The sequence below is a fragment of the Dietzia sp. SL131 genome, from assembly GCF_026672565.1.
GTDB lineage: Bacteria > Actinomycetota > Actinomycetes > Mycobacteriales > Mycobacteriaceae > Dietzia > Dietzia kunjamensis.
In genome coordinates, this window is sequence record NZ_JAPPRI010000003.1 from 2,871,354 (window position 1) to 2,896,441 (window position 25,088).

Here is a 25,088-nt window from a genome sequence, read left to right on the forward strand (position 1 = left end):
CCGGCACCTGCACGGAAAGACCCACGCGGACGGGCCACACCATTCCCCGGTGTGGCCCGTCCGCCTCTACAATCTGGGCGAAGCCCTGTACTACTGCCCTTGTTGATGTCACAGTTACTGGCTGCGCGGGCAACAGCGTTCCCGCCCGGAAGGAGGGGCATGAGAGCCAGCGTGATCGGCCTCATCGCGCTTCCCATCGTGGCGAGCGGCGTCGCAGCAGCCGCCGTGGCCGGTTTCGGGCTCCCCGCCCCGACGTCCGTTCCTGCCGGGCCGACCGCCACCGCCGGGATCACCGGCGAGTCGACGGACGCGTCCCCGGCCGTCGACGAGGAGTACGCGGGCACCGCCATCGAGGGGATCAAGCCGTTCCTCACGGTGATCGACGGCAGGTCGGCCCTGCCCGTACCGGAGCCGATCCCGTCGTTCCTCTCGCTGTTGACGGTGCCCTCCGTGCCGCTGGCACCGCTTCCCCCGCAGGTCGACGGCCGGGTTGCTCCCGCGGACACCGTCGGTCCGCGCGCCGGGCAGGGCCCGGACCGGGTCCGGGACGACCTCGTGCCCCGCGACCCCACGACGGGCCCCGGTCCCGGCTCCGGGGCGGACGACCAGCCCGTGACCTTCGAACCCCACTCCGAGGGCGGGGTCGATCGAGGCGACGCGCCCGACGACCGCGGACCGGGCGGCCGACCGGCCCATGCCGACGAGACCGGGCCTCCCCCACACGCGGGTCGGTCGCCCGCCGGCGGCGCTCCGGTGCTCGGCCGACCTCCCGTGGGGGACCGTGCCGCGAGCGGGCCGGTGACGACCTCGCAGGGGGCGGGCGCGACGGAGGCGAGCCCGACAGTGTCCAGCCCGACAGTGTCCGGCGACGACCACCCGATGCCGAGGTGAACCCCTCGAAACGGACGTCGGCCCCGATCCGTTGGTGGCACTCCGCCCGGCTCCGCATCACCCTCGGCATCACGTTGATCACCGCCGCCGTGTTCGCGGCGATGATGGTGTTCACGTTCCAACTGCTGAACCTCAGCACCGAACGGGTGATGGACTCGCGGCTCAACCGGGAGGCCGCCGACTTCACGACCTTCATGACGGCCGGGATCCTGCCGTCCTTCGAGTCGGAGAACCCCACGGTCGAGCAATTGATCCGGGCATACCTCGCCCAGCAGTACCCGTCCTCGGAGCTGCTGCTGGTCGGGACGGCCGAGTCCGGCACCCAGTTCACGCTCTCGCGGTACGGGCCAGAGGAGGACCAGCTCTTCCCTCCGGCGATACGCTCACAGATCCAACGGATCGGCCTGGTCTCCACCGAGAGTTCGGGGATCCTCGACGGCTCGGTGCGGTGGCGCAAGACCACGGTCGAGAGCCCCGCCGGACTGGCCAACATCGTCGTCGCCGTCAATGACCGGGGCACTCACCAGGAGACACGGCGCGTGGTCTTCTACATGCGCTGGGCCAGCGTCGGAGGCATGGTCGTCAGCGCGGTGCTCGCGTGGTGGATCGCCGGGCGGATGCTCGTGCCGGTGCGCCGTATCCGCGAAGCCGCCGAGACCATCTCCGCCGCCGACCTGTCGAGGCGGGTCCCCTCCGACGGGCCCGATGAGATCGTCTCACTCGCCGACACGGTCAACGCCATGCTCGAACGCGTCGAGGAGGCCTACCGGACCCAGCGGGAGTTCCTCGACGATGCCGGGCACGAGCTGCGGACGCCCCTGACCGTCGTGCAGGGCAACCTCGACCTCATGCCCGACGACCCCGACGGGCGTGCCGAGGCCACCCGCCTCATGCAGGACGAACTGTCGCGGATGACCCGCATCGTGGAGGACCTGCTCACCCTCGCCAGGGCCGACCGTCCCGACTTCCTCCGGACGGTTCCGACCGACGTCGCCGAACTCGTGCTGGACGTCGAGGCGAAGATCGACGTGATCGCCGACCGCGACTGGCGGGTGCTCCCCTACGCCGAGGGCGTGGCCCGACTCGACCAGCACCGCATCACGCAGGCCCTCATGCAGTTCTGCTCCAATGCCGTCCGCTTCACCGGACCCGGCGACACCATCGAGATCGGGTGCCGCATCATCGAGCCGGGGGACCCCACCGTGCCCGACGGGTTCGCCGCGGGGCCCGTCGCCCCGTCGCCCAAGCGGGAGGACTACCGCCGCCGGCTCCTGTGGTGGGTCCGCGACAGCGGACCGGGGATCCCGCCCGGGGAAGAGGAGAGCATCTTCCAGCGTTTCCACACCGCGCGCGGCCAACTGCGCGACGGCCGGGGCGGCACCGGACTCGGCCTGGCCATCGTCTCCACCATCGCCAAGGCGCACGGGGGACGTGCGTTCGCGTTCAACGCCGAGGGCGGGGGCGCGGTGTTCTGCATCGTCGTCCCCCTCATCGCGCCACCACCGGAGAAGCGCCCCCGCGACGACGAGGACGCCGGCCCGGTCGTGCCGGGGGACAGCGGTACGCGCTGATCCTGCGCACCCCTCGAACGAAACCGCGGACACGGTACCGGGCAGCGTCAAAGTGATGTCTCCCCATGGGATACTCCGGGTTCGAGAAGGAGGGTTGCATGACGAATGTTCTCGTCGTGGAGGATGACGATCTCATCCGATCGGTGTTGGTGAAGGCACTCGGCGGCGCGGAGTACACCGCACTCGAGGCCGTGGACGGGGAGAGCGCCCAGGCGATCCTGTCGACGATCTCCGACATCGACCTGATGTTGCTCGACATCGGCCTGCCGGACACCGACGGGCTGACCCTCCTCCGCGAGGCCCGCGACCGCGGGTTCGCCGGACCCGTCATCATCCTCACGGCCCGCGACAGTGTGGCGAACACCGTCGAGGGGCTGGAGTCCGGCGCGAACGACTACATGGTCAAGCCCTTCCGCGTGCCCGAGTTGCTCGCCCGCATCCGTCTGCGACTGCGCGAGCACGAGGCCACCGAGGACCCGGGCATCCTCGAGCACGCGGGCATGCGCCTGGACATCCGCACTCGCCGCGTCGAGGTGGACGGCCGGATCCAGGAGCTGACCAACCGCGAGTACTCGCTCCTCGAGATGCTGCTGCGCAACAAGGGCGAGACCATCAGTCGCGAGCAGCTGCTCGAGAGCGTGTGGGGCATGGACTTCGACCCGGGCTCCAACATCGTCAACGTCTACATCCGTTCCCTGCGCCGCAAGATCGGCGAGAACAAGGTGCAGACCGTCCGCGGCGTCGGTTACCGCGTGGAGTGACACCCGGCCGGTCGGCGCCGCGCCGACGCGTCCGATGTGTGAAGACCCCCGGTCGAGGCCGGGGGTCTTCACATCTGTCGAGGTCTCAGCCCTCGCCGGGCTCCCAACCGAACGGCATGAGCACACTCTGCAGCTCGCAGAAGGCCTCGAGCCCCTCGGGGCCGTTCTCGCGACCCAGGCCCGAGTTCTTGAACCCGCCGAAGGGCGCGCTCGGGTCGAAGGCGTACCAGTTGATGCCCATCGTGCCGGTGCGCACCCGCTGGGCCACGGCGAGCGCGGCGTCCGGGTCTGCGGAGTACACGGCCCCGGCAAGGCCGTACTCGGAGTCGTTGGCGATCTGCACTGCCTCGTCGACCGTGTCGTAGGCGATGACCTGCAGGACCGGCCCGAAGATCTCCTCCTGGGCGATGGTCATGGAGTTGTCGACGTCCCGGAAGACGGTCGGCTGCACGTAGGCGCCCTCGGCGACACCCTCGGGCAGTCCCTCGACCGTGCCGCCCCCGTAGGCGATGGTCGCGCCCTCCTCGACCCCCTTGCGGATGTAGTCCTCGACGGACGCCTTCTGCTTGTGGTTGGCCAGCGGGCCGAAGGCGGTGCCGTCGTCGGCCGGGTCACCCACGGGCATGGCCTTGACGTTCTCCACCAGCGCCTCGACGACCTCGTCGTACCTCGACCGCGGCGCGAGGATGCGGTTCTGGGACACGCACGCCTGCCCGGAGTTCATCAGGGCGGAGAAGACCATGGTGCCGGCGTGGGCGGCGATGTCGGCGTCCTCGAGCACGATGGCGGCGCTCTTGCCCCCCAGCTCCAGCGAGCAGCGCGTGAGGCTCTGGGCGGCGATCCCGGCGATGTGCTTGCCGACCCCGGTGGAGCCGGTGAACGAGATCTTGTCGACGTCCGCGTGGGAGACGAGGTGGTCGCCCACGGAGCTGGGGCCGGTCACCACGGACAGCACGCCCTCGGGCAGCCCGGCCTCACGGAACAGGTCGGCCAGCCACAGCGCGGACAGCGGCGTGGCCGAGGACGGCTTGAGGATCACCGAACTGCCGGACAGCAGTGCGGGCGCCAGCTTGGCGGTGTTGAGGTAGAGCGGGACGTTCCACGCGGTGATGGCGGCGACGACGCCGACGGGGTGGCGGGTGATGACCGACGCGCCGAAGTCCCCGTGGCGCACCTCGGACCACGGGAAGGTCTCGGCCAGGCGGGCGTAGTACCGCAGCACGCCGAGGGTCGGCGTCACCTGGATCATGGCGGCGGTGCCGGGCGGGGTGCCCATCTCGTCGGAGAGGATCTGGCACACCTCGGCCTGGCGCTCCTCGAGCATGTCGGCCACGCGGGCCAGCAGGGCGCCGCGCTCGGCGGGCGGGGTGGAGCGCCACACGCCGGACTCGAACGAGTCGCGCGCCTGGCTGATCATCTCGTCCAGGTCCTCGGTGGTGGTCTCGGCGACCCGGCCCACGACCGCGTTGGTGGCGGGCGAGGTCACCTCGAGGACGCCGGTGGTGATGGGATCGGTCCAGCGGGTGCCGGAGAAGAGCTTGTCATGGACGACGACCACGGGGACCTCCGAGAGGTAGAAAACAAGAACGTGTTCCACCTCACTGTAGCGAGTCCACGGCGCCCCGTGGGGCAGCTACCCGGCCCGCATCACCAGCACGAGGTTGGACACCAGGACCTCCCTGACCAGTGGCACGCGCACCAGCCCCCACGCCCACCGTGGGTGGTAGCGCGGGAACGCCGCGACCAGTTCGGCCGATCCGGTGTCGCGTGCCCAGTCGAGCCCCTCGGCGCAGCCCACCTCGAACAGGGACTCGCCGTAGACGTTCTTGGGCGGCCGGCCGTGGCGACGCTCGTACATCCGCCGCGCCCGCTCGCCACCGAGGTAGTGGGTGGGTCCCATCTCGTGGCCGCCGAAGGGTCCGTACCAGAGCGTGTAGGAGACGACGACGAGGCCGCCCGGTCGCGTGACCCGACACATCTCCTCGGCCATCGTCCAGGGCTCGGGGACGTGTTCGGCCACATTGGAGGAGATGCACACGTCGACGCAGTCCGATCGAATCGGCAGCGACATCCCGCTGCCGCGGATCGAGCCCGCCTGGTCCAGGCCCGCCGCCGACATCTCCCCCACGTCCGGTTCGACGGACACGTACCGCGCCCCCTCGGCGGCGTAGGCGTCGGAGAAGTAACCCGGCCCGCCGCCGACGTCCAGCACCGTCAGCCCCGGGAGGCGGCCGGTGTCGGACCCGGGGCCCCGCCCGGCCGGCCGGTCACCGGCGCGCTCCCACAGGTCCGCCACCAGTTCGACGGTGTCGCGGGCCAGACCGGAGTAGAAGACGTCCGGGTCGGACTGCTCGAGCGGGAACGAACGCAGCAATCCGAGCGACCGACCGAGGGTGGCGCGGCGGGCCACCGAGCGCAGGGCGGGCGAGCGGTGGACGGGATCGGTGATCACGGCGGTGACGATACCGGCGGCAGCGTTGACCACCCCGTCGGCGGTCCCGACGCCCGCGTACAGTGTCCGCGTGGCTCGTATCCTGCTGCTGTGCTGGCGTGACAGCACCCATCCCCAGGGCGGTGGCAGCGAACGCTACCTCGAGCACGTCGCCGAGGGCCTCGCCGGCGCCGGGCACACCGTCGTCTACCGGACCTCGCGCTCGCCGGGCGCGGCCCGCTCCGCCACCACCGGGTCCGGGGTGCGGTTCAGCCGGGCCGGTGGGCGGTTCACCGTCTATCCCCGCGCGCTGCTGGCGATCCTGTTCGGCAGGATCGGGCTGGGGCCCCTCGGTGTCCTGAGGCAGCCCGACGTCGTCGTCGACACCCAGAACGGCGTCCCCTTCTTCTCCCGCCTGGCCACCACCGCGCCCGTGGTGGTGCTGGTCCACCACATCCACCGTGAGCAGTGGCCGGTGGCCGGGTGGCTGGTCGCGCGGATCGGCTGGTGGATCGAGTCGTGGCTGTCCCCGCGCGTGCACTCGCGCAGTCAGTACGTGACCGTGTCGCTCCCCTCGGCCGACGAGCTCGCCGGGCTCGGCGTGGACCCCGCGCGCATCGCCGTGGTGCGCAACGGACTCGACCCGCTCCCGGCGGACGTCGAGCCGGGTGAGCCGGCCGCGCACGAGGGCCCCGGCCCTGACACCGACACCGCCGCCCCGCGGCTGGTCGTGTTGTCCCGGCTGGTGCCGCACAAGCACGTCGAGGACGCCCTCGACGTGGTCGCCACCCTGCGCGCGAGCAGGCCCGGCCTGGTGCTGGACGTCATCGGCAGCGGCTGGTGGTCCGACCGACTGCGTGAGTACGCCGCCGAGCGCGGGCTCCTCGACCCGGACGGCCCGGACACCGGCGCGGTCCGGTTCCACGGGCACGTCGACGAGTCCACCAAGCACCGCATCCTCGCCGGGGCCACACTGCACCTCATGCCCTCCCGCAAGGAGGGCTGGGGCCTGGCGGTGTCCGAGGCCGCGCAGCACGGGGTGCCCACCGTCGGCTACCACCACGCCGCGGGACTACGGGACTCGATCGACGACGGCGAGACGGGCCTCCTCGTGGACGATGTCGCGGCCATGACCCTGGCCACCGATCGCCTCCTGGCGGACCGCGACTTGCGAGCGCGCATGGGTGAGGCCGCCCGCCGCAAGGCCGCGGGACTGTCCTGGCCCGCCACCGGAGCGGCGATGGCGCAGGTCCTCCGGGCGGTCACCGAGGGCCGGCGCGTGAGCGGTGTGATCAGCGGCCGGGCCGGCTGACCGGACCTCCCGCGGCGTACGCGTCCCGGCGCGCCGTGGTGGTCGAGGCAGAGACCCCGGCGACGGCCAGGGTGAGGACCAGCGTGAGCAGCCACAGCGCGTGCGCCGCCAGCACCCACCTGCGGGCCGACGCCGGAGCGGCGGGCTCGACGGTGGCTTCCCATCGGGCATCCGCCCCACCCGGCCCGTTCGGCGCGGCCAGCTCGTGCAGGACGAGTTCGGAGCCGGTGAACCTCGTCGTCGTCGACTCCGGCGGTGTCCCGGCCAGCGTCCGCGCCGCCCGCCCGCGCGGGCCGGCGGACGTGCGCTCGTCGAGCACCCACCGCACCCCCAGTCCGGCCAGGACGCTCGGGTCGTCCCCCCGCAGCAGCGCCTCGGTGGCCCGCCTCGCGCGATCACCCTCGCCCGGCACCGCGGCCGCGTCGTCGCCGGCCGCCCCGCCGACAACCAGGTCTCCGGGCACCAGCACGCGGGTGTCGAGCAGTCGGGGCGCCGGATCGAGCACCGCCGCGCCGCCCACCCACAACGGCGTCGAGCGGAAGGACCCCGCCGGCAGGACCAGCAGGTCACCGGGCCTCCCGTCGACGATCCGCGCCACCTGCTCCCAGTCCTGGCCGTAGGTGACCGGCCGCAGCTGGTCCCACAGGGCGCGCGGGGCGTCGGGGACGGCGGCGACGGCCACCGCCGTGAGCAGCAGGCCCGCCCCGGCCGGTCGGAGTCGCCCGGCCAGCTCGCGGGCGGCGAAGGCGAGCGCCAGCACGGTCGCCGGGAGCGCCAGGGCGACGAACTTCTGGGTGTCGCGCAGCAGACCAGCGCCGGGGACCGCGGCGACGACGGTCTCCAGCGCGGCCAGACCCGGCCCCGTCGCGGCGGCCGCCACCAGCAGCCACGTCCCGACCGCCAGCGGTACCGTCGCCCGCACCACCGGATCGCGGCGCGCCCGCCACACCCCGCGCGCCGCCACCGCCCACACGACGAGCAGCAGCACGAGCGCCACGGCCGCCCACCACGTTGACCGCGACGGCGGCACCGCCTCCGAGTTCCAGATTCCGCCCAGGGCGACCACGGACCCGAAGGTGCCGATGCCGGGCTCGGCGCGGGCGGCGAACGCGCTCACGCCCGTGCCGGCGGTCGGCGCGGTGCCGGTCCCGGCCGGGGCGAGTGCGGTCGCGAGCAGCCACGGCAGCGCGGTGACCACGGCCGTGGCGACCAACGCCAGCGCTGCACAGACGCGCCGGCCCGGCCGCGCGGCGGAACCGGCGCCGGCACTATCACCGGCGCTGTCACGGCCACCCGCACCGCCGCTGACCAGGGACACCGCCGCGGCGACGACCGCGAGGACCCAGCCCGTCGGCGTGAGCCCCGCCGCGGCCAGCGCCGCGCACGCCGCCGCCACCCGGCGCCGACCGGGCGCGCCACCGAGGGCGCCACCGAGGGCGCCACCGAGGGCGCCGGAGGAGGCCAACAACACCGGCATCGACATCACCGCCGCCGTCCCGGCCAGCACGGACCAGTGCCCCTGCAGCAGCCGCTCCACCACGAACGGGTTCCACACCGCCCCCACCACGGCGGGCAGGCGCAGCCAGAGCCCGGACAGCCCCGCGGCCGCGTCGCCGGGCAGGACCCGGCGCACCAGCGCCCCCGCCGCCACCGCCAACCAGATGCAGAACACGGCGGTGAGAACGCCGGTCAGCAGCCACACCGGCAACCCCACCGCCTGCAGCGCGCGGGTCGCCCACACCACCGCCACGTCCTGGGGCACCGCCCGCGCCGCCGACTCCCCCAGCCCGAGCGCGGCGTCCGACAGGGGCGGTGTCGGCGTGGCCACCCAGTCCCTGAGCAGGGGGAACCCGGGCCGCGCCACCCCCGCCAGCAGCAGGGCGGTCACCACCGCCCCCACGGCCGCGTCCACCGCAGCGTCCCTCCCGGTGGATCGCGAGGTCACGCGACGGGAACCGACAGCGGACGACATGCGCTCATTCCACCACGCCCGCGCGCGCGGGCCGGCCGCCACCGCGCGGCCGCGCCGCCGGCGGCCAGCCACCGGGCCACCGCGGCTGCCCCCTACGATTCCCGGTGTGGACCATCAGGCGCGCGAGGCGGCACCCGGCACCGCCACCAGGCGCTTCCTGACCGGCGCGGGGGCGGTGACGGCCGGGTCGATGCTGGCCAACATCGCCGCCTACCTGCTGCACCTACCGGCCTCCCGGTGGTTGGGGCCCGAGGGCTACGGCGCCTTCGCCGCCCTGCTCTCCGCGCAGCTGCTGGTCGCCGTTCCGTCGCTGGCGCTGCAAGCGGTCGTCGCCCGCGACCACGTGCGCGGAGTACCGGACGGGGTCCTGCGCTCGCTCGGCAGACGGGTCGCGCTCCTGGTCGCGGGGGTCGCCGCACCGGCGGTCGTCCCGGTGTCGCTGCTGCTGGACACCCCCGTCCTGGCCACCGCCGCCGCGCTGGCCCCCGGCCCGGTGCTCTGTCTGCTCACCACCGAGCAGGGCGTACTGCAGGGCGCCGAACGGTTCCGCGCCCTCGGAGGAGTGCTCGCCCTGGCCGGCGCCGGCAAGGTGGTGCCGGCCGTCGCGGTCCTCGCCGCGGGCGGGGGCGTGGGGCTCGCGCTCGCGGCCGGGGCCGTCGGCGTGACGGTGGCCTGGCTGGCGGCGGGGTGGATCTCGACACTCGGGCCCGGGGCGTGGCGACCGCCGACCGCGACCTCCTCGACCTCACCCGGCGTCGCGGCGGTGCTTGCGGCCGGTCAGGTGCAGCTCGTGATGATGGCCCTGACCTCCGTCGACCTGCTCCTCGCACGTGCCCTGCTGTCCCCGGGGGACGCCGGCCGCTACGCGCTCGGGGCGGTCGCCGCCAAGGCCGCGTTCTGGCTGCCCCAGGCCGTGGGCACCGTCCTCTACCCGCGGATGGCCGATCCGGCCGGGCACCGGGGCGCGGTCCGTTCCGCGGTGGGCGTCCTGCTGGGCATCGGTGCCGTCGTGGTGATCGGTGCCGCCGCGGCCGCCCCGCTCGTGCCGGTGGTGGTCGGCGAGGACTACCGGCCCGTGGCCGGACTGCTGTGGGCGTTCGCCGCCCTGGGCGTGACACTGAGCGTGCTGCAGGCGTTCCTGCTGGCGAGCATCGCCTCCGACCGGACGGTGGAGGCCGCGATCGCCTGGTGCGGGCTGGTGCTCACCGCCGTCGCGGTGTGGCTCGCGCCCCGCGGCGTCGAGAGCGTCCTGGGCGCGACACTCGTCGCGGTCGCCCTCACCACGGTCGCCGCAGGCTGGCGGGCGCTGCGCGTGCGCCCCGCCTGAGGCGAGGGCGCCGAGCGGGCCGCGCCCTCGAGCCGAGCCACGTCGCCTATCCGTTGGCGACTCACCTACGGGATCCGCTAGGTGGCGCGTGATCAGATGGGCGAAGCGGCCGGCGGAGCGGCCGGCGGAGCGGGATCGTCGAGGCCGGCCTCGGGTTCGCAGCGCCCGATCCGAGGGACAGATCGCGGGAGCGGGGCGGCTTGGTGTCCCCGACGGTCGCGCGGCGGTCGCGGGGTCTGACAGATCAGGCGCGGTTCCGGGTGGTCCGTCCGCCGGTGCCGCCGCGGCTCCCGCGCAGGCCCAGCACTATGCCACCGATCAGCGAGAGCAGGCCGAGGATGCCCAGCACCGCCGGGACGATACGACCGAACGTGTTGAGCGTGTCCGCGCTGTCCTGCGCCGCGGCCAGAGTGCTCTCCTGGGTCTCGTCGTTCCATCCGGACTGGAAGCGGACGGCCGTGCGGGTCGGCTCGGCTTTCTCCTCCTCCAGGCGGGCCTTGTCGGAGAAGAAGGCGTCGGCCTCGGCCTGGTCCTCGGCGAAGAACTGGAAGATGTCCTCCTTGCCGTTGATGATCTGGCCGGTCGCCGGGTTCACGTACACCGTGCGGGTGTTGGTGTAGAAGCGCCGCATGTCGACCTCGCGCTTGGGGTCGCCCTCGAGGCCCCACTGGCCGGCGGTCATGCCCTCGCGGCGGTAGCTGGCCAGGACCGACTCCACGGCGGGGTCGTAGCCGTCGGAGATCGAGGCGAAGTGGTCGCGGATCGAGGACCACATGTCGATCGGGCCGAGGTCCTGGGTGAACTCGTAGGCCTCGATCCCACCGACGGACGTCTCGCCGACGAACTCGATCGGGTTGGTGGTGAACGTGCTGGCGTCGAAGTAGTCGTAGGCCCGCTGCTCGGTGTCGAACGGGAACTTGTACTGCAGACCCTCGCGGACGAAGCCCGTGGGGGCGGTGTCGTCGGCGCCGCCGGCGACGACCTGCAGGGTGCTGGTGGCCTCGTCGACCGGCTGCGCCGTGACGCGGTCCAGCGTGATGCGGTCGACGGTGGCGTTGATCAGGGACTCGACCTCGTCGCCGCCCGCGATGTCCTCGCGCAGCAACGACTGGGCGGCCTGCAGGGTGATGACGTCGGCGTCCGACGGCTCGACGGCCATCACCCGACGCTGCGAGTACAGGGGGATGTCGTTGTCGATGAAGCACGAGACGGGGAACTGCACCTCGGAGTCGTCGGCCTCGGCGCCGTCCTGGGTCTCGACCGCCTCACCCTCGGGCGCGTCGCCCTCTCCCTCGTCCCCGGACGCGGCCTCGGCCTCGGCCTCGGCCCCATCCTCGGGGCGGCACTCGGGCCGGTCCGCGTTGAGCTCGGTGGGTGCGTTGCCCGCCAGTGCCCTGCCCACGAGGACCGCCCCCGGCGCGACCTCGGTGACGGTCGTCGAATTGATGTCCAGCGGGGTCTTCTTCTGCGCCGGCACCACGAAGAACACGAGCGCCAGTGCGATAGTGATCAAGAATGCGCCGAGCCCGACGAGGACCAGCGCGGGCACCGACGACCTCCGTCCCGCGGAACTGCTCTGTCGTGCCATCGGTTGTCCTCCTGGAGTCGCGCCCTCGGTCCGTGGTCACGCCCGGGTAACGTCCCCGGGCCGGCTGCCAGACCGGACCATCATCTGGAGAAGATTAACAGTGATGAAGAACGCATTTGGCACCCCCGACCACCGAGTCGGGACACTGCCCTCCGCGACGGGCTTCGTGCCGGCGCTCGAGGGGCTCCGGGCGGTCGCCGCGTTCGCTGTACTCACCACCCATGTCGCGTTCCAGACCGGGGCCTCGACGGGGTCGTTCCTCAACCGCGTCTGGGGCCGCTTCGACCTGTCCGTGGCCGTGTTCTTCGCGCTCTCGGGCTTCCTGCTGTGGCGCGCGCACGCCCTGCACGCACGCCGGGGAGGCACGGGGACCGCCCGGTCCGCCCGCGACTATCTGCGCTCCCGACTGGTGCGGATCATGCCCGCGTATCTGGTCCTGGTGGCCGCGGTGTTCCTGCTGATCCCCCGGAACGCACGGAGCTCCGCCAGCACGTGGACGTCCAACCTGACACTCACCCAGGTGTACGTCCCGGACTCCCTCGTGGAGGGGCTCACGCACGCGTGGTCGCTGTCCGTGGAGATGAGCTTCTATCTGGTGCTGCCGTTGCTGTGGTGGGCGCTCGCGGGCCTGCGCGGGCGGGCGGCGCGGTGGCGCATCCCGGCGATCGCGGTCGCGGGGGTGGCGAGCCTGGGATGGGCGCTCGTGCCGTGGTACGAGCTGGGACTGCACGACCGGCTCAACGACCAGATCCTGCCGCCGGCGTTCGCGTCGTGGTTCGCGGCGGGGATGATCCTGGCCGAACTCGCCTGCGCCCCGCCCGGACGGGCGGCGGCGCTGGCCCGCCACCGCCACGCACGGTGGGGGTGGTGGGCGGTCGCGGCCGCGGCGTTCCTGGTGAGCACGGTGCCGCAGTGGTTCACCGAGGGCTTCGTGCATCCGTCGGGCCCCGAGTTCGCGCTCCGCACGGCGCTCGGCGCCGTGGTGGCGTTCTGCCTCCTGGCCCCGGCCGCGCTCGCCCCGGCCGGCGCGCCGGCCGCGCTGGCCCCGGCCGGCGCGCCGTCCACCGCCCCCGCAGGCCCGGGCACCGCGGACGGCGGCGGGCTGCGCTTCGCCGTTCTCGGCTCGACCGTCCTCACGACCCTGGGCCGGTGGTCGTACGGCGTGTTCCTGTGGCACGTCCTGGTCCTGCACTTCGCGTTCCAAATCGCGGCGGTGCCCATGTTCTCCGGACAGATGCTGCGGATCTGGCTGGTGACCGCGGTGGTCTCGACGGTGGTCGCGGCTGCCAGCTACGCGCTGGTCGAGGTGCCGGCCGGACGCTGGCTGGCACCCCGGCGCGCGCCGCGCGGACGGCCCGCGGACGGCCAGCTGACGGCCAGCCCGGCGCAGACGAGCCCCGCCACCGTCGCGACCTGAGGCCCCCAGCCGTCACCGGCGTAGCCCAGCGGGTCCGGCCACGGGGCGCGGGACAGCACCGCGGCGCCGGCGACGATCCCCGCCCCGGCCCCCACGACGAGCAGGTGCCGGGCCCGCCCGGCTCCGAGGTACCGACTCGCCACCAGCGCACCCACGGTCAGCCCGGCGGTCACCCCCAGCCCGACCGGCCCGGCCACCGCGAACCCGAACGCGGCGGTCGCGGCGACCGTCAACGGTCCGCGCCCGCGCCACGGCGTGGCGCGGGCCCCCGCCCGGTCACGGCTGCCGCGGACGAGGAACAGCAGCAGGACCAGCAGCAGCGCGAGCGGCCCGGTGAGCAGCGCCGCGCGGTACGGCGCGTCGAGCGGCACGGTGAGCACGAGGGTGGCGCCGGTGGTGGTGGCGGGCAGCACCCAGCCCTGCTTCCACCCGTCGACGGTGACCGGACGCGGGTCGGCCAGGTCGGTGCCGTCGTCGGCGACGAGCCGGGCCTGCCACGCGGGCGTGACGGATTCGGGGATCACCAGGACGCGTTCGCGCGGCGCGGACGGCACGCTCAGTTCGCGCCGCGAGTCGTCCCACAGCGCGGTGGCGACGGCCCGGGCGGGGTGCGGGGCACCGCCGAGGATCGGCGCGGGGCCGCCCCCGGTGCCTCCCGTGCGGCTCCCGGTTCCCGGGTCGACGACGACGAGGCCCACCGTGTCGACGGAGAACGCCTGACCCGGGTCCACCGAGACCTCCTGCGGTCCCGCGTCCAGCCGGACGGCGGAGTCGTCGCAGAGCTCGGCCGTGACCGCGCGGCCCTCGAGCAGCGCCCGTCGGCTGGCGGTGATCCGCGTGCCGACGACCCGGTCGCCGAGGTGCAGCTTCGGCCCGTCCCGGCAGGTCAGGGTGACGGGCTCGTCGTCGGCGGCGGGCAGCGCGCCGATGCGGGCGCCGGTGGGGTCCTGTACCCACACCTCGGCGATGCCGGTGGGCAGCCGCGCGCCGGTGGGACCGCGCACGTCCCGGGTGTCGTCGACGCGGACGGTGATCCGATCGGTGTGGTCGGCGGGGACGTTGACGACGACGGAGCCGTCCTCCTCCGGGGTGAGCGTGGCCAGGTCGACGCGGGTGCGTTGGACCCCGGTGTCGACGGTGATGACCTCGGGCGCGGCGGGGGCCGCGGAGCGGGGTGCCCAGAGGCGGAGCGAGCCGACGAGCTGGCGACCGGGCAGGCTCAGGGCGAGCGACGGCGCGGGAACGTCCGGCGCGTGCCAGCTGGTGGAACGGTCGCCGTCGACGGCCGCCGACGGCCTGCCCGCGGGGTCGTCCACGAGCGACTCGCCCGTCGCGCGGACCTGCCGTGCGCGGGTGGCCGGGTCCCCGCGCAGGACGTCGTCGAGGGCGGGGCCGGGACGTGGGCGCACGAGCAGTCGCGGGATCACTGTCGTGGCGGCGGGGACGTCGAGCAGGCGGGCGAAGCGGCCCGGTTCCTCGGGGTCGATCGCCAGGCCGCGGGCGCACCTGGCGGCGCCGGTGGACTCCTCGGCCCCGGCGAGTCCCTCGACCGGGCTGCCGGCGTGGACGCAGTCCGAGCGGCCGGACAGTTCCTGGCGCAGCAGCCAGCCGGACGGCGCGCGGGAGTCCTCGGGCCGGCCGGGCAGGGCGATGGTCCGTAGCAGTCGGATGTCCTGGCCACCGGCGGTCAGTCCGATCTCGGAGACCTCGAGGTAGGTGCCGCGGCCGCCGTCGGCGAAGCCCGTGGCCGTCACCCTGACCCGCCCGGTGGGGCCGGGCGGCAGTGGCACGGAGGTCTGTTCGCCCACCGCGGGGAACACCGTCGTGGTTCCGGTGTCGGTGCGCACCTCCAGTCTGCTGACGGGCGGTCCGGCGGCGGGGTCCGGGACGGTCAGCGTCAGGACGCCGCGGTCGAGGGGCTCGGGCAGGTCGATCTCGATCCATTCACCGAACGCGGACCCGTACCCGCCGGATCGCCAGGCGGTGTCGGGATCACCGTCGACGGCGGCGACGACGGAGTGCGCCGGCCGCACCGGTCCGGTCTGGGCCGAGTCGGCCGCCGAGGACGACACCGTGACCCGGGCGTCCCTCCATCGGGCCCGCGTGAGAGCCGGGTCGTCCTCGGCGACGGTCGCCGGGTAGTCGGGGACCGTGCCGCGGCTGCGGCGGGGGTCGCCCTCGGCCCGGACGGCCGAGGAGTTGTGGTCGACCCGGCCGAAGTCGGTCTCGCGATCCGCCGGGGAGTCCGTCAAGACCGGGCCGGTGGAGTTCAGCGGCCGCGGCCGCGGGAATGGATCGGACGCCGGGTCGACGCCGGCGGCGAGCGCGTCGGCCTCGAGCAGGCGCGTGACCCGGGACGGCGAGCCGACGGTGTCCTGAGACGCCAGCAGGTCGTCCAACCGGGACAGTGATTCGGGCCCTCCGGCGACGACCTGGAGGTCGCGGAGTTCCACCGTGTACGGCGCGGTCGCCGAGCGGGGCGGTCCGGGCGGCGCCGCATCCGATCCCAGTCGTGAGTCGACCCGGTAGATCTCGATCGCCGGATAGGCCGGCCGCAGCCCGGAATCGGGCACCACGACCACCTCGTCGTCGTTCCTGGCACCGTCGTCACCAACCCCGTCGTCACCACCCCCGTCGCCACCAACCCCGTCGTCACCAACCCCGTCGTCACCGACCCGGGATCCCCCGACGGGGTCGCCGAACTCGGCGACCTTCACCAACCCGGGCGAGCCGTCGATCGCCTGGTGCACCAGCGCCGGGCGCGGCGCGGCGGCGTCCTCGGACAGGTCGTTGCGCACCACGAGGAACCCGACGCCCAGCGACGCCAGTGTGGCGGCCATCCCGGGCGCGGCGCGGCCGTCGGCCAGTCGTTGCTGCACGGCGTCGAGTGCGCGGATCGCGGGGGCCGGCTGCAGCGGCACGGAGTCGCGGACCGCCCACGGCGTCCGGGCCAGCGGCTGCAGGGGTTCGTCCCGGGTGACCCCCCACACCTGGCGGGCGAACGACGCGCCGGGGACCACGAGCGCACGCGTGGTGCCGGCCGGGTCGGACTCCCCGTCCTCCCCGTCCTCCCCGTCCTCCCCGTCCTCGCCGTCCTCGCCGTCCGCACCCGGCCGGTCCACCGGCGCGTTCTCCGACAGCCACCGCGCCGCCTCCGGCCAGTGGTCGGGCAGTGACTCATGGGCGCCCACCGGCGCGAGCCTGCCCAGCCACGCCGGGGCCACGGACACACCCGCGGCCAACACGACCACCATCGCCACGGCCACCGACCGGTGGCGCTCCGGGTGCGCCAGCGCGTCCACCACGCGGACGCGGGGGTCTCGCCCGGGGCGGCCCCGTCGCCGCCCCGCGCGAGTCCCGCGAGCAGACAGGACACCAGGTGGGCGACGCCCAGTACCAGCGGCAACCGCAGTAGCGGCTCGAACTTGTGGACGTTGCGCAGCGCGGCGCCCGGGCCGTCGAGGACGGCGCGCAGGGTCTCGGCGAGGCCGCCACCGGCGGGCCCGACCCACGGCGCCGCCATCGCCACCAGGCCGACGGCGCCGATCACCAACAGCGGGCCCCGTGCGGGCATCCCGCGCCACAGCAACCCCACGACGCCGGCCGCGGCGAGCACCCCGGTGGCCAGGACGAACACCGGCTCGCTCGTGAGGTCCGCGCCGGCGGTCCGGTCGGTCGACACGAACGGGACCCACGTCGAGGCGCCACGCAGCACCTCGGTCACCGAGGACCACCGGGTGGTGACCTGAGCCGACTCGATGTAGTCGAGGAACGGGGGCGAGACCCGGCCGAGCAGCACCAACGGCACCGCCCACCACACGCACACCGCCGCGGACAGCGGCAGCCACCACGCGGCCAGCCGCGCGCAGGTGCGGTCCGGACGGTGCAGGGCCCACCACAGCACCGCGGGCAGGCAGGCGGCCGCGGTGGCGACGGCGTTGACCGCACCCATCAGTGCCAACGCCAGCGCGGCACCGGCCCCGCCCCGGCGCGGCGACATCCGCCCCTGCAGTACCCGGATGACCGGCAGCAGCACCCAGGGCGCGAGGGCGACCGGCCAGATCTCCGACGAGATCGAGCCCAGGTCGCCGAGCATGCGCGGCGCGAGCGCGTAGAGGACGCCCGCGACCGGGCGCGTGACGCGGGTGCCGATGCGCAGCGCGGCGGCGACGCGGACCACGCCGACGAAGGCGACGGTCAGCACGACGGCCCACCACAGGCGCTGGGTCAGCCAGGCCGGCATCCCGACCAGGTCGAAGACCGCGAAGAACGGGCCCTGCGGGAACAGGTATCCGTACGCCTGGTTCTGCACCTGGCCGGAGAAGGACAGCCCGGTCCACAGGTGGGTGGCCTGGGCGAGGAAGCGCCCGGGGTCCACGACGAGGTCGTACTTGGTGTCCGGGACGACCAGACCCGGGGACTGCAGGCACGCCAGCAGGAGAAAAGCGAGGAACGCGACGACCGCGTCACGCGCGCCGGCGCCGAATCGGGCCCCGCGGATCACCTACGCCGGCGTGAGGGATTGACGGCTGCGCGGGATCAGCGCGCGCCGTACTCGACCTGGCCGAGCAGGGCCTGGTCGGCCGGCGGCTGCGCGACCTCGGGGATGGAGTTCTCGGCCATGGCGGTGTTGACCCCGAAGGCGACGATGCCGCCGAGGACGATTCCGCCGACTGCGCTGGCGAGCGCTCCGGTACCGAAGCTCATCGGGTTCTCCCTGCGGTTCACGTGACAGTGTCTGACGATGTCTCACGGCGGGTGCTGTGGAGCACACCGACGCCGGAAGAGTAGCACCCGCGGCCCGCCGGATCGGCGGAGCGGCTCCCATAAGTCCTTACCGGCGGGTAAGTTGGGTGTGGCACATGACACCGCGCCACACCAGACCGCACCACACCGCACCGCAGCGCGCCCGCCGGGAGGAGACCTGTGACGACGGGGACCAAACGCATCCCACGCGCGATCCGCGAGCAACAGATGCTCGATTCCGCGATCAGCGTGTTCTCCGATCTCGGCTACCGGTCGGCCTCGATGGACACCATCGCCCGCCACGCCAGCATCTCCAAGCCGATGCTGTACCTGTACTACGGCTCCAAGGAGGAACTGTTCGCCGCGTGCGTGGTCCGGGAGTCCGGGCGGCTCATCGACCACCTCACCGACGCCGCGACCGGCAGCGCCGGACCACGGCGGAGACTCGAGGGCGTCGTCCAGGCGTTCCTGGAGTTCGTCGACCAGCACACGGACTCGTGGAACGTCGTCTACCGTCAGGCATTCGCCGAACCCCAGTTCCGTGAGGAGGTCGAGAAGACCCGGTCGGTCCTGGTGGATCTGACCACCGACCTCCTCGCGCAGAACTCCGTCGACGAGCGCAGCCGCGAGGTGCTCGAGGTCGTCGCGACCGCCCTCGTCGGGGCGGGCGAGGCGGTCGCCGACCGCGTCGCGCACCGCTCGATCCCCACGTCGGTGGCCGCCGGGGTCGTCGTCGAGCTCGCCTGGCGTGGCCTCGCGGGCGACCCAGCGAAGTCACTCACCACCGCCACAGAGGAGAAGCCGTGACCGACACGTCCACCGCCACCGCCCGCCCGTCCGAGGCCGCCCGGACCCTCAGCCCGGCCGACCTCGCCAAGGGCCTGCCCTCCCTGGTCGCCGACCTGCCGTCCGTCCTCAACGGTCTCCGCATCGTCCGCACCTCGCGCAGCAGCCACAAGGTGTCCATCGGCCGCCGCTTCCAGAAGCTCGCGGCCGACCGGCCCGACGCCCCCTTCCTGAAGTTCCTCGGCACCGAGATCACCTACGGGGAGGCCAACCGGCGGGCCAACCGCTTCGCCGAGGTGCTCAGGGCGCGCGGGGTCCAGCGGGGCGACACCGTCGGCATCTGCATGGTCAACCGCACCGAGGTCATGCTCGCGATCCTGGGTGCGGTCAAGGTCGGCGCGTCGGTGGGCCTGCTCAACCACCACCAGCGCGGCGACGTCCTCGACCATTCGCAGAAGATCATCGAGTCCAAGGTCGTGCTCGTCGGCGCCGAGTGCGCCGAGGCCGTCCAGTCCGTCCCCCGGGAGAACTGGGTCGGCGAACTCGTCGCCGTCAGCTCCCCGATCGACCTGCCCTTCCGCGAGTTCCGCGCGAACCACCGCCCGGAGGAGCTGTCCGACCTGACCTGGCTGGAGGACGAGCTCGACGCACTGGGCGACGACGGGGGTGACACCAACCCGCCGGAAGCCGACGACACCGTGGGGGACGAGACCGCCTACTACGTCTTCACCTCGGGCACGACGGGCCTGCCCAAGGCCTCGACGATGTCCCATTACCGCTGGAACAAGGCGATGGCCGGGTTCGGCCTGTCGGGCGTGCGCCTGCGCAAGGACGATGTCCTGCTCTGTCCGCTGCCGATGTACCACAACAACGCCCTCACGGTGGGCCTCGGCTGCGTGCTCGCCGCGGGTGCCTGCATGGCGATCGAGGAGCACTTCTCGGCGTCGAAGTTCTGGGACCAGGCCCGCGCGGCCGGCGCGACCGCGGCCATCTACATCGGCGAGATCTGCCGGTACCTGCTCAACCAGGATCCCGGCCCGGGCGACCGCGACCACTCCATCCGCGTCATGACCGGCAACGGCCTGCGCCCCGAGATCTGGCACGAGTTCCAGGAGCGGTTCGGGATCGGTCGGATCTGCGAGTTCTACGCGGCCAGCGAGTGCAACATCGCGTTCGTCAACGCCTTCAACGTTCCCCGCACCACCGGGTACTGCCCGATGGACTTCGCGATCGTGGACTACGACCCCGAGACGGGCGAACCGCGCCGCGGCGACGACGGCCGACTGACCAGGGTGGGTACGGGCGAGACCGGCCTGCTCATCAGCGGCATCTCGGACACGCAACCCTTCGACGGGTACACCGACAAGGAGGCGACGGAGAAGAAGATCGTCCGCGACGCCTTCTCCGACGGTGACGCCTGGTTCGTCTCCGGTGACCTCATGCTCGACCAGGGGTTCAAGCACGCGTCGTTCGTCGACCGCCTGGGCGACACCTTCCGCTGGAAGGGCGAGAACGTGGCGACCACCGAGGTCGAGGCGGCGATCAGCGCCCGGCCCGAGGTGGACCAGGCCGTGGTCTACGGCGTCGCGGTGCCGGGCGCGGACGGCAAGGCCGGCATGGCGGCGATCCGTCTCCACGACAGGTCCGACTTCGACGGTGCCGCCCTGGCGCAGCACCTGCGGGACTCGCTGCCCTCGTACGCGGTGCCGCTGTTCATCCGGTTGTCGAAGGAACTCGAGCACACCTCCACCTACAAGAGCCGCAAGACCGAGTTGCGGGAGCAGGCCTTCGACACCTCGCGGTTCGACGACCCCCTCTACGTGCTGAGCAAGGAGAAGGGGTACGTCCCGTTCTACGATGGCGCGGAGAACGACGTCGTCGCCGGCACCGTCTGAGTCCCCCCGCCCGACCCGGCCGGCGCCCCCCTACCAGGAGGTCCAGCCGCCGCATGCCCAGCCGCCGCACGTCGCGCCGCGCCCGGCCCGACCTGTCCCGCCGCTCGCTGTTGATCGGCCTCTCGGCCGGCCTCGGCGGGGCGGCGGGGTGGGCCCTGACGTCGATGATCGGGGCGGGTGACGACGACGAGGGGTCCGGTTCCGGCCAGGTTGCGGACTCGGTGGGGCCGCGCCCGTACGTGCCGCCCGAGGGAGCCGTCCCGGTGACCGAGCCCCGCCGCCACTACTACGCCGATCCGGGCGACACCGACGGCCAGACGTTCGGCGACCTCTACCTACCCGACTCCGCGAACCCGGCGTTGCCGGTGGTGGTGCTGGTCCACGGCGGGGGGTGGAAGGACTCGCTCGGCCTGGCGTACATGGAGAACCATGCACGCGACCTGGCGTCCTTCGACGTGGCGGTGTGGAACGTCGAGTACCGGCGGGTGGACTCCGGCGGCGGCTGGCCCACCACCGTGGCGGACGTCTGCGATGCCGTCGACCACCTCGCCGAGGTCTCCGCGCAGATCGACGGCCGGTTGGATCTACGCCGGGTGGTGGTGGCCGGGCACTCCTCCGGCGGTCATCTCGCGCTGTGGGTCGCGGGGCGGGCGCGGCTACCGTCCTCGCTGCCCGGGTCCCGGCCGGTCGTGCCGGTCACCGGCTGCGTCTCCCTGGCCGGGGTGTCGGACCTGCTCATGGCCGAGCGCACCGGCGACCGGTACGTCCACAGGCTCCTCGGTGGCCGCCCGGACGATCGCCGCCAGCGCTACGTCGACGCCTCACCGACCACCCATCTTCCCGCCGGCGTGCCGGTGGTGTGCGTCCACGGCCGCGACGACAAGGTGGTCCTGCCCGAGCAGTCCGAGTCGTATGTCCGGGCGGCCCGCCGCGCCGGCGACCCGGCCCGGGTCTCGCTGGTCCCCGGCGGGCACGACCCGTGGGGCGACATCAGCGGCACCGTGTGGCACGACACCCGCGACACGCTGCTGGCCATGGCCCGCCGCAGCCCCAACCCGGCGGGCTAGCTCCAGCCGGTGTCCACGCGGATCCGTTCGAGCCGCCGGTAGGCGATCAGCCACTGCCCGTCCACCCTGCGGTACCGCTCGTGGTAGTGCCCCCAGCCGTGGAGCCGCCGTTCACGGCCGTCGACCGACCACCACAACCGATCCTCCATCGCCCAGATGCCGGTGGCCGTGGGCTCACCGGTGGTCGGGTCCGGGCCCGTCAGCTCCAGCAGCGGCGTGTGCCCGTGATGGACGCTCGTCACCGGGTTCGGACCGTCGAGGGTGTCGCGGATCGCGGCGGTGAGCGCCTCGCGCCCGCGCACCTCGGCCGCGCCGCCGCTCGCCGCCCACGACTCGCTGACCACATCCTCGGTGTGGCACGGTCCGTAGGCGTCCCACTGTTTGGTGTCCATGACGTACAGGCGCCGGGCGAAGACCGCCCGGATCGCCTCGAGGTCCTCCACCGCGCTCCCGTCGTGCAGCCGGCTCATGTCGTGTAATCAGCGTTGATCGAGATGTACTCGCGGCTCAGATCGCAGCCGTAGACGGTGCAGGCCCCGTCGGCCACGCCGGCGCCGCTCTCCACACCCAGGTCGACGGCGATGGTGACCTCCTCGGCCCGCATGATCTCCGTGAGCCGCTGGAGTTCGGCCTCGCCCGGGAACGCCGGGTAGGTCTCGAGGTCGCCGAACACGATGCGTACCCGCTCGGGGTCGATGTCCGTGTCGTCGTGGCACTTGCCGATCGCCATGGCGACCCGTCCCCAGTTGGGGTCGGCGCCGTGGACGGCGGTCTTGACCAGCGGGGAATTGAGGATCGCCTTGGCCACCCGCTTGGCCTGGGCCCGGTCCCGCGCGCCCGTGACCTCGACCGTGAGGAGTTTGGTGGCGCCCTCCCCGTCGCGCGCGAGCTGGCGGGTCAGGTCGAGGCAGATCGCCTCGAGCGCCTCACGCAGTTCGACCTCGCCAACAGGGTCGCCCGCGCCGCTGGCCAGCGCGATCGCAGTGTCCGAGGTCGAGGTATCCGTGTCGACGGACAGGCAGTTGAAGGTCTCGTCCACCGCGGCCCTGAACGCCGAGTCCAGCACCCCCGGCTCCACCGCGGCATCGGTGAACAGCACCGCGATCATCGTGGCCATGTCCGGCTCGACCATTCCGACGCCCTTGGCGATGCCCACGATCTCGGCGGTGCCGCCCGTCGTCGTCGTCACCTCCACCCGCGCCGTCTTGGGATGGGTGTCCGTGGTCATCATCGCGGTGGCCAGCGCGACCGCGTCGGCATCGAACCCGGCACCGGCCAGGCCGTCGAGGTGCGTGCGCAGGAGGTCCATCGGGTACCGCCGGCCGATGACGCCGGTGGAGGCGATGAGCATCTCCTCCGGCGCCGCCCCCACGGCGGCGGCCGCGTGATCGAGCACCTCGCGCGCGTCGGCCATGCCCTGTTCGCCGGTGGCGACGTTGGCGTTCTTGGCCACGACCACCACGCCGCGCGCCCGACCGCTCGCAGCATTGGCGCGGCTGAGCACGACCGACGGTCCGGCGAAGAGGGACCGGGTGAACACTGCGGACGACGCCGGGGAGGGACCGTCGTTGACGACGACGAAGACGTCATCCCCGCGCTCACGCAGTCCCGCGGCACCCGAGTGGGCGCGGAAGCCCGGCGGGAGCGGGATCGTCTGGGCGGCGACGGTGGCGTTCGGCGGAGTCATGGTGACCATTCTCCCCCGCCGGGGCCCGCCGACGGTATGCGACCGCCCGTGTCGGGCCGGGGCGCCGGTTTCACCCCGGGGCATTTCACGAATGTGACCCCACTAACAAGAGAAAAACCGAGAGGCCCGTTATCTGCATCGATAAGAAAGTGTGCCACCGGAACACCGGGCGAAAACCTCCCCGGAAGTAGCAATTCCGCGGGTGCTGCGTAACGTCCTCCAGCGGATTCGGGATGTACATCGCGAGTCCAAAAGCAGGACTGCACCACGAGAGCGGCGCACCCTCGCGCCGCCCGCAGACGAAAGGATCATCACATGATCGAGCAGATTTTCAACCAGGTCCTCGGCTTCTTCGACGGCCTCATCTACGCCGGCTCCAGCGCCGCCGACGACTTCGTCGCGACCGGCTCCACCGCCGCCGCCAACGTGTACGACGTTGTGACCGGCTCGCTCGGCAACGTGGTCGACTCGCTCTGAGCTGAGTGACGCTGGACCCACGAGGTCCTGGTCGCTTTCAACGCCGGCATTCTCTTTTCGGAGAATGCCGGCGTTGTTCATTTAGCTGATTGCTAACCAATTTCTTTCGCCTCGGGTCGTCGCTTCCAATTCGACGAATTGAGATGTAGATCACATTAAAGGCATCGCCCCCACTAGCCTGCGGAAGTAAACGCGAAAGCGCACGATCGCCCTTGAATTCGACACCCACCGGGTGAATCCTGCTGCAGCCCTACGTAGCGTCCGGAGGTGAGTTCCCGATGAGCCCCGAGCTCGCCGGGAACCACGCACACCGATCGACGCACCAGGCGTCGCATCCCCCGACGAAAGGACCACATCATGGGTTCCATCGAGACTTTCCTCCCCGGCCTCGCCACCGGCTCCGCCGCCGTTAGCACCGGCTCCGACGTCGTCGACGCCGGCGCAGGCATCATCGCCGAGGTGCTCACCACCATCGGTGGCTTCGTCGCGCAGGCCACCGGCTCGCTGACCAACTGAGCCGACGCGCCTGACGGCGCCTCGCCCGGGCCCGGCTTCGGTCGGCCCGAGTGCACCGTGAAACCGGCCCCCGCTACGGCGGGGGCCGGTTTCCGCGTTTCCGCAACCCGTTCTGTCGCGACCCGTTCCGTCGCGACCCGTTCCGTCCGGAGGCGCCGGTACCGTGGTGCCATGGAACTCGACCTGACCCGCCACGTCGCCGCCGACCCCGACACCGTGTGGGCCGTTCTCACCGACATCCCCGAGGCGCACCGCACGCTCAGTGGCGTGCTGGCGGTCGAGATCCTCACCTCCGGCCCGTACCAGCCCGGTCTGCGCTGGCGTGAGACGCGCAAGATGTTCGGCATGAAGGCGACCGAGGAGATGATGGTGCTGGCCGTCGAGCCGCCACACTCCACCACCATCGTCGCCGAGAGCGGCGGCACCGAGTACAAGACCGTCTTCACGATCACCCCGGACGCCGACGGCGGTTCGACCCTTCGGATGCGGTTCGGTGCACACACCGCTCACGCCCCCGCGGTCTCCCGGGTCGTGATGTCCGTGATGGGCCGGTTCGCCGAGAAGTCGACCCGCAGGACGATGGAGCAGGACCTGGCGGACATCGCCGCCGAGGCCGAGCGGCGGGCCGGGTGACCCGCAACCGG

At 72.9% G+C, this 25,088-nt stretch carries 19 protein-coding genes and 2 pseudogenes; 12 read left to right on the forward strand and 9 right to left on the reverse strand.

Translation table 11 applies throughout. The features are described from left to right. Positions 1-159: 159 nt before the first annotated feature. The 3 genes from OVA21_RS14330 to OVA21_RS14340 all read left to right on the forward strand — a co-directional run bounded on the left by OVA21_RS14330 (position 160) and on the right by OVA21_RS14340 (position 3,223). The gene (locus OVA21_RS14330; RefSeq protein WP_268092712.1) at positions 160-891 is read left to right on the forward strand and encodes a hypothetical protein; all 732 of its coding nucleotides are present in this window, start codon (positions 160-162) and stop codon (positions 889-891) included. Next, complete coding sequence (locus OVA21_RS14335) at positions 888-2,462, forward strand: sensor histidine kinase (RefSeq protein ID WP_268092713.1); 1,575 nt, start codon at positions 888-890, stop codon at positions 2,460-2,462. Before OVA21_RS14330 ends, OVA21_RS14335 begins: the two co-directional genes overlap by 4 nt. Before the next feature lie 98 nt (positions 2,463-2,560). Then, positions 2,561-3,223, forward strand: coding sequence for a response regulator transcription factor (locus OVA21_RS14340; RefSeq protein WP_268092714.1), 663 nt, complete (start codon positions 2,561-2,563; stop codon positions 3,221-3,223). 85 nt (positions 3,224-3,308) lie between these two features. Here the strand turns inward: OVA21_RS14340 and OVA21_RS14345 are convergent, their stop codons facing one another. Further along, positions 3,309-4,781 (reverse strand): aldehyde dehydrogenase, encoded by a 1,473-nt coding sequence (locus OVA21_RS14345; RefSeq protein WP_268092715.1) that lies wholly within the window; start codon positions 4,779-4,781, stop codon positions 3,309-3,311. Between the two features lie 75 nt (positions 4,782-4,856). Next, complete coding sequence (locus OVA21_RS14350; RefSeq protein WP_069389040.1) at positions 4,857-5,675, reverse strand: class I SAM-dependent methyltransferase; 819 nt, start codon at positions 5,673-5,675, stop codon at positions 4,857-4,859. A gap of 70 nt (positions 5,676-5,745) precedes the next feature. Between OVA21_RS14350 and OVA21_RS14355 the strand changes: the two genes are divergently transcribed. Further along, complete coding sequence (locus OVA21_RS14355; protein WP_268092716.1) at positions 5,746-6,966, forward strand: glycosyltransferase family 4 protein; 1,221 nt, start codon at positions 5,746-5,748, stop codon at positions 6,964-6,966. Here the strand turns inward: OVA21_RS14355 and OVA21_RS14360 are convergent. Then, complete coding sequence (locus tag OVA21_RS14360; RefSeq protein WP_268092717.1) at positions 6,947-8,938, reverse strand: hypothetical protein; 1,992 nt, start codon at positions 8,936-8,938, stop codon at positions 6,947-6,949. The genes OVA21_RS14355 and OVA21_RS14360 overlap by 20 nt on opposite strands. Before the next feature lie 106 nt (positions 8,939-9,044). Between OVA21_RS14360 and OVA21_RS14365 the strand changes: the two genes are divergently transcribed. After that, positions 9,045-10,265, forward strand: coding sequence for a polysaccharide biosynthesis protein (locus tag OVA21_RS14365; RefSeq protein ID WP_096906643.1), 1,221 nt, complete (start codon positions 9,045-9,047; stop codon positions 10,263-10,265). 244 nt (positions 10,266-10,509) lie between these two features. Here OVA21_RS14365 and OVA21_RS14370 read toward each other — a convergent pair whose 3' ends face one another. Further along, on the reverse strand, positions 10,510-11,853 hold the full coding sequence (locus tag OVA21_RS14370) for a DUF3068 domain-containing protein (protein WP_268092718.1): 1,344 nt from the start codon (positions 11,851-11,853) through the stop codon (positions 10,510-10,512). Between the two features lie 103 nt (positions 11,854-11,956). On the opposite strand from OVA21_RS14370, the gene OVA21_RS14375 reads away from it, so the two are divergent. Then, a complete protein-coding gene (locus tag OVA21_RS14375) occupies positions 11,957-13,270 on the forward strand; it encodes an acyltransferase family protein (protein ID WP_268092719.1) in 1,314 nt (437 codons plus the stop codon). 986 nt (positions 13,271-14,256) lie between these two features. Here OVA21_RS14375 and OVA21_RS19400 read toward each other — a convergent pair. From OVA21_RS19400 to OVA21_RS14390, 3 genes and pseudogenes are all read right to left on the reverse strand, one after another. Then, a pseudogene (locus tag OVA21_RS19400) lies at positions 14,257-16,524 on the reverse strand (alpha-(1->3)-arabinofuranosyltransferase domain-containing protein); the annotation flags it as partial. Positions 16,525-16,694: 170 nt separating this feature from the next. Then, positions 16,695-17,774: pseudogene (locus OVA21_RS14385) on the reverse strand (alpha-(1->3)-arabinofuranosyltransferase domain-containing protein); the annotation flags it as partial. A 35-nt stretch (positions 17,775-17,809) separates the two neighbouring features. Then, positions 17,810-17,977, reverse strand: coding sequence for a DUF2613 domain-containing protein (locus OVA21_RS14390; RefSeq protein WP_082923887.1), 168 nt, complete (start codon positions 17,975-17,977; stop codon positions 17,810-17,812). A gap of 219 nt (positions 17,978-18,196) precedes the next feature. Between OVA21_RS14390 and OVA21_RS14395 the strand changes: the two genes are divergently transcribed. Genes OVA21_RS14395 through OVA21_RS14405 form a run of 3 tightly spaced genes read left to right on the forward strand, consistent with a single transcriptional unit; the run spans position 18,197 to position 21,764 of the window. After that, positions 18,197-18,823: a TetR/AcrR family transcriptional regulator gene (locus tag OVA21_RS14395; protein ID WP_082923886.1), complete on the forward strand. Its 627-nt coding sequence runs from the start codon at positions 18,197-18,199 to the stop codon at positions 18,821-18,823. Further along, entirely contained in the window at positions 18,820-20,697 is a 1,878-nt protein-coding gene (locus OVA21_RS14400) for a long-chain-acyl-CoA synthetase (RefSeq protein WP_268092720.1), read from the forward strand. The genes OVA21_RS14395 and OVA21_RS14400 overlap by 4 nt, the downstream gene beginning before the upstream one ends. A 53-nt stretch (positions 20,698-20,750) precedes the next feature. After that, entirely contained in the window at positions 20,751-21,764 is a 1,014-nt protein-coding gene (locus OVA21_RS14405; RefSeq protein WP_268092721.1) for an alpha/beta hydrolase, read from the forward strand. Here the strand turns inward: OVA21_RS14405 and OVA21_RS14410 are convergent. After that, entirely contained in the window at positions 21,761-22,234 is a 474-nt protein-coding gene (locus OVA21_RS14410; protein ID WP_096906638.1) for a nuclear transport factor 2 family protein, read from the reverse strand. The two genes, OVA21_RS14405 and OVA21_RS14410, sit on opposite strands and share 4 nt — an antisense overlap. Further along, positions 22,231-23,451 (reverse strand): bifunctional glutamate N-acetyltransferase/amino-acid acetyltransferase ArgJ, encoded by a 1,221-nt coding sequence (gene argJ / locus OVA21_RS14415; RefSeq protein ID WP_268092722.1) that lies wholly within the window; start codon positions 23,449-23,451, stop codon positions 22,231-22,233. The genes OVA21_RS14410 and argJ overlap by 4 nt, the downstream gene beginning before the upstream one ends. A 315-nt stretch (positions 23,452-23,766) precedes the next feature. On the opposite strand from argJ, the gene OVA21_RS14420 reads away from it, so the two are divergent. The 3 genes from OVA21_RS14420 (at position 23,767) to OVA21_RS14430 (ending at position 25,077) form a co-directional block, all read left to right on the forward strand. Beyond that, positions 23,767-23,928 (forward strand): hypothetical protein, encoded by a 162-nt coding sequence (locus OVA21_RS14420; protein ID WP_181694264.1) that lies wholly within the window; start codon positions 23,767-23,769, stop codon positions 23,926-23,928. 357 nt (positions 23,929-24,285) lie between these two features. Continuing rightward, positions 24,286-24,444, forward strand: coding sequence for a hypothetical protein (locus OVA21_RS14425; RefSeq protein WP_181694263.1), 159 nt, complete (start codon positions 24,286-24,288; stop codon positions 24,442-24,444). 171 nt (positions 24,445-24,615) lie between these two features. Next, positions 24,616-25,077, forward strand: a complete 462-nt coding sequence (locus OVA21_RS14430) for an SRPBCC family protein (RefSeq protein ID WP_096906637.1) — start codon at positions 24,616-24,618, stop codon at positions 25,075-25,077. Positions 25,078-25,088 lie beyond the last annotated feature (11 nt).

What these genes read in the sequence shown, in the direction of transcription:
- OVA21_RS14330 (WP_268092712.1), top strand. Translation starts at nt 160, where the DNA reads ATGAGAGCCAGCGTGATCGGCCTCATCGCGCTTCCCATCGTGGCGAGC.
- OVA21_RS14340 (WP_268092714.1), top strand. Translation starts at nt 2,561, where the DNA reads ATGACGAATGTTCTCGTCGTGGAGGATGACGATCTCATCCGATCGGTG.
- OVA21_RS14360 (WP_268092717.1), bottom strand. Translation starts at nt 8,938, where the DNA reads ATGTCGTCCGCTGTCGGTTCCCGTCGCGTGACCTCGCGATCCACCGGG.
- OVA21_RS14370 (WP_268092718.1), bottom strand. Translation starts at nt 11,853, where the DNA reads ATGGCACGACAGAGCAGTTCCGCGGGACGGAGGTCGTCGGTGCCCGCG.
- OVA21_RS14375 (WP_268092719.1), top strand. Translation starts at nt 11,957, where the DNA reads ATGAAGAACGCATTTGGCACCCCCGACCACCGAGTCGGGACACTGCCC.
- OVA21_RS14390 (WP_082923887.1), bottom strand. Translation starts at nt 17,977, where the DNA reads ATGAGCTTCGGTACCGGAGCGCTCGCCAGCGCAGTCGGCGGAATCGTC.
- OVA21_RS14405 (WP_268092721.1), top strand. Translation starts at nt 20,751, where the DNA reads ATGCCCAGCCGCCGCACGTCGCGCCGCGCCCGGCCCGACCTGTCCCGC.
- OVA21_RS14410 (WP_096906638.1), bottom strand. Translation starts at nt 22,234, where the DNA reads ATGAGCCGGCTGCACGACGGGAGCGCGGTGGAGGACCTCGAGGCGATC.
- argJ (WP_268092722.1), bottom strand. Translation starts at nt 23,451, where the DNA reads ATGACTCCGCCGAACGCCACCGTCGCCGCCCAGACGATCCCGCTCCCG.
- OVA21_RS14420 (WP_181694264.1), top strand. Translation starts at nt 23,767, where the DNA reads ATGATCGAGCAGATTTTCAACCAGGTCCTCGGCTTCTTCGACGGCCTC.
- OVA21_RS14425 (WP_181694263.1), top strand. Translation starts at nt 24,286, where the DNA reads ATGGGTTCCATCGAGACTTTCCTCCCCGGCCTCGCCACCGGCTCCGCC.
- OVA21_RS14430 (WP_096906637.1), top strand. Translation starts at nt 24,616, where the DNA reads ATGGAACTCGACCTGACCCGCCACGTCGCCGCCGACCCCGACACCGTG.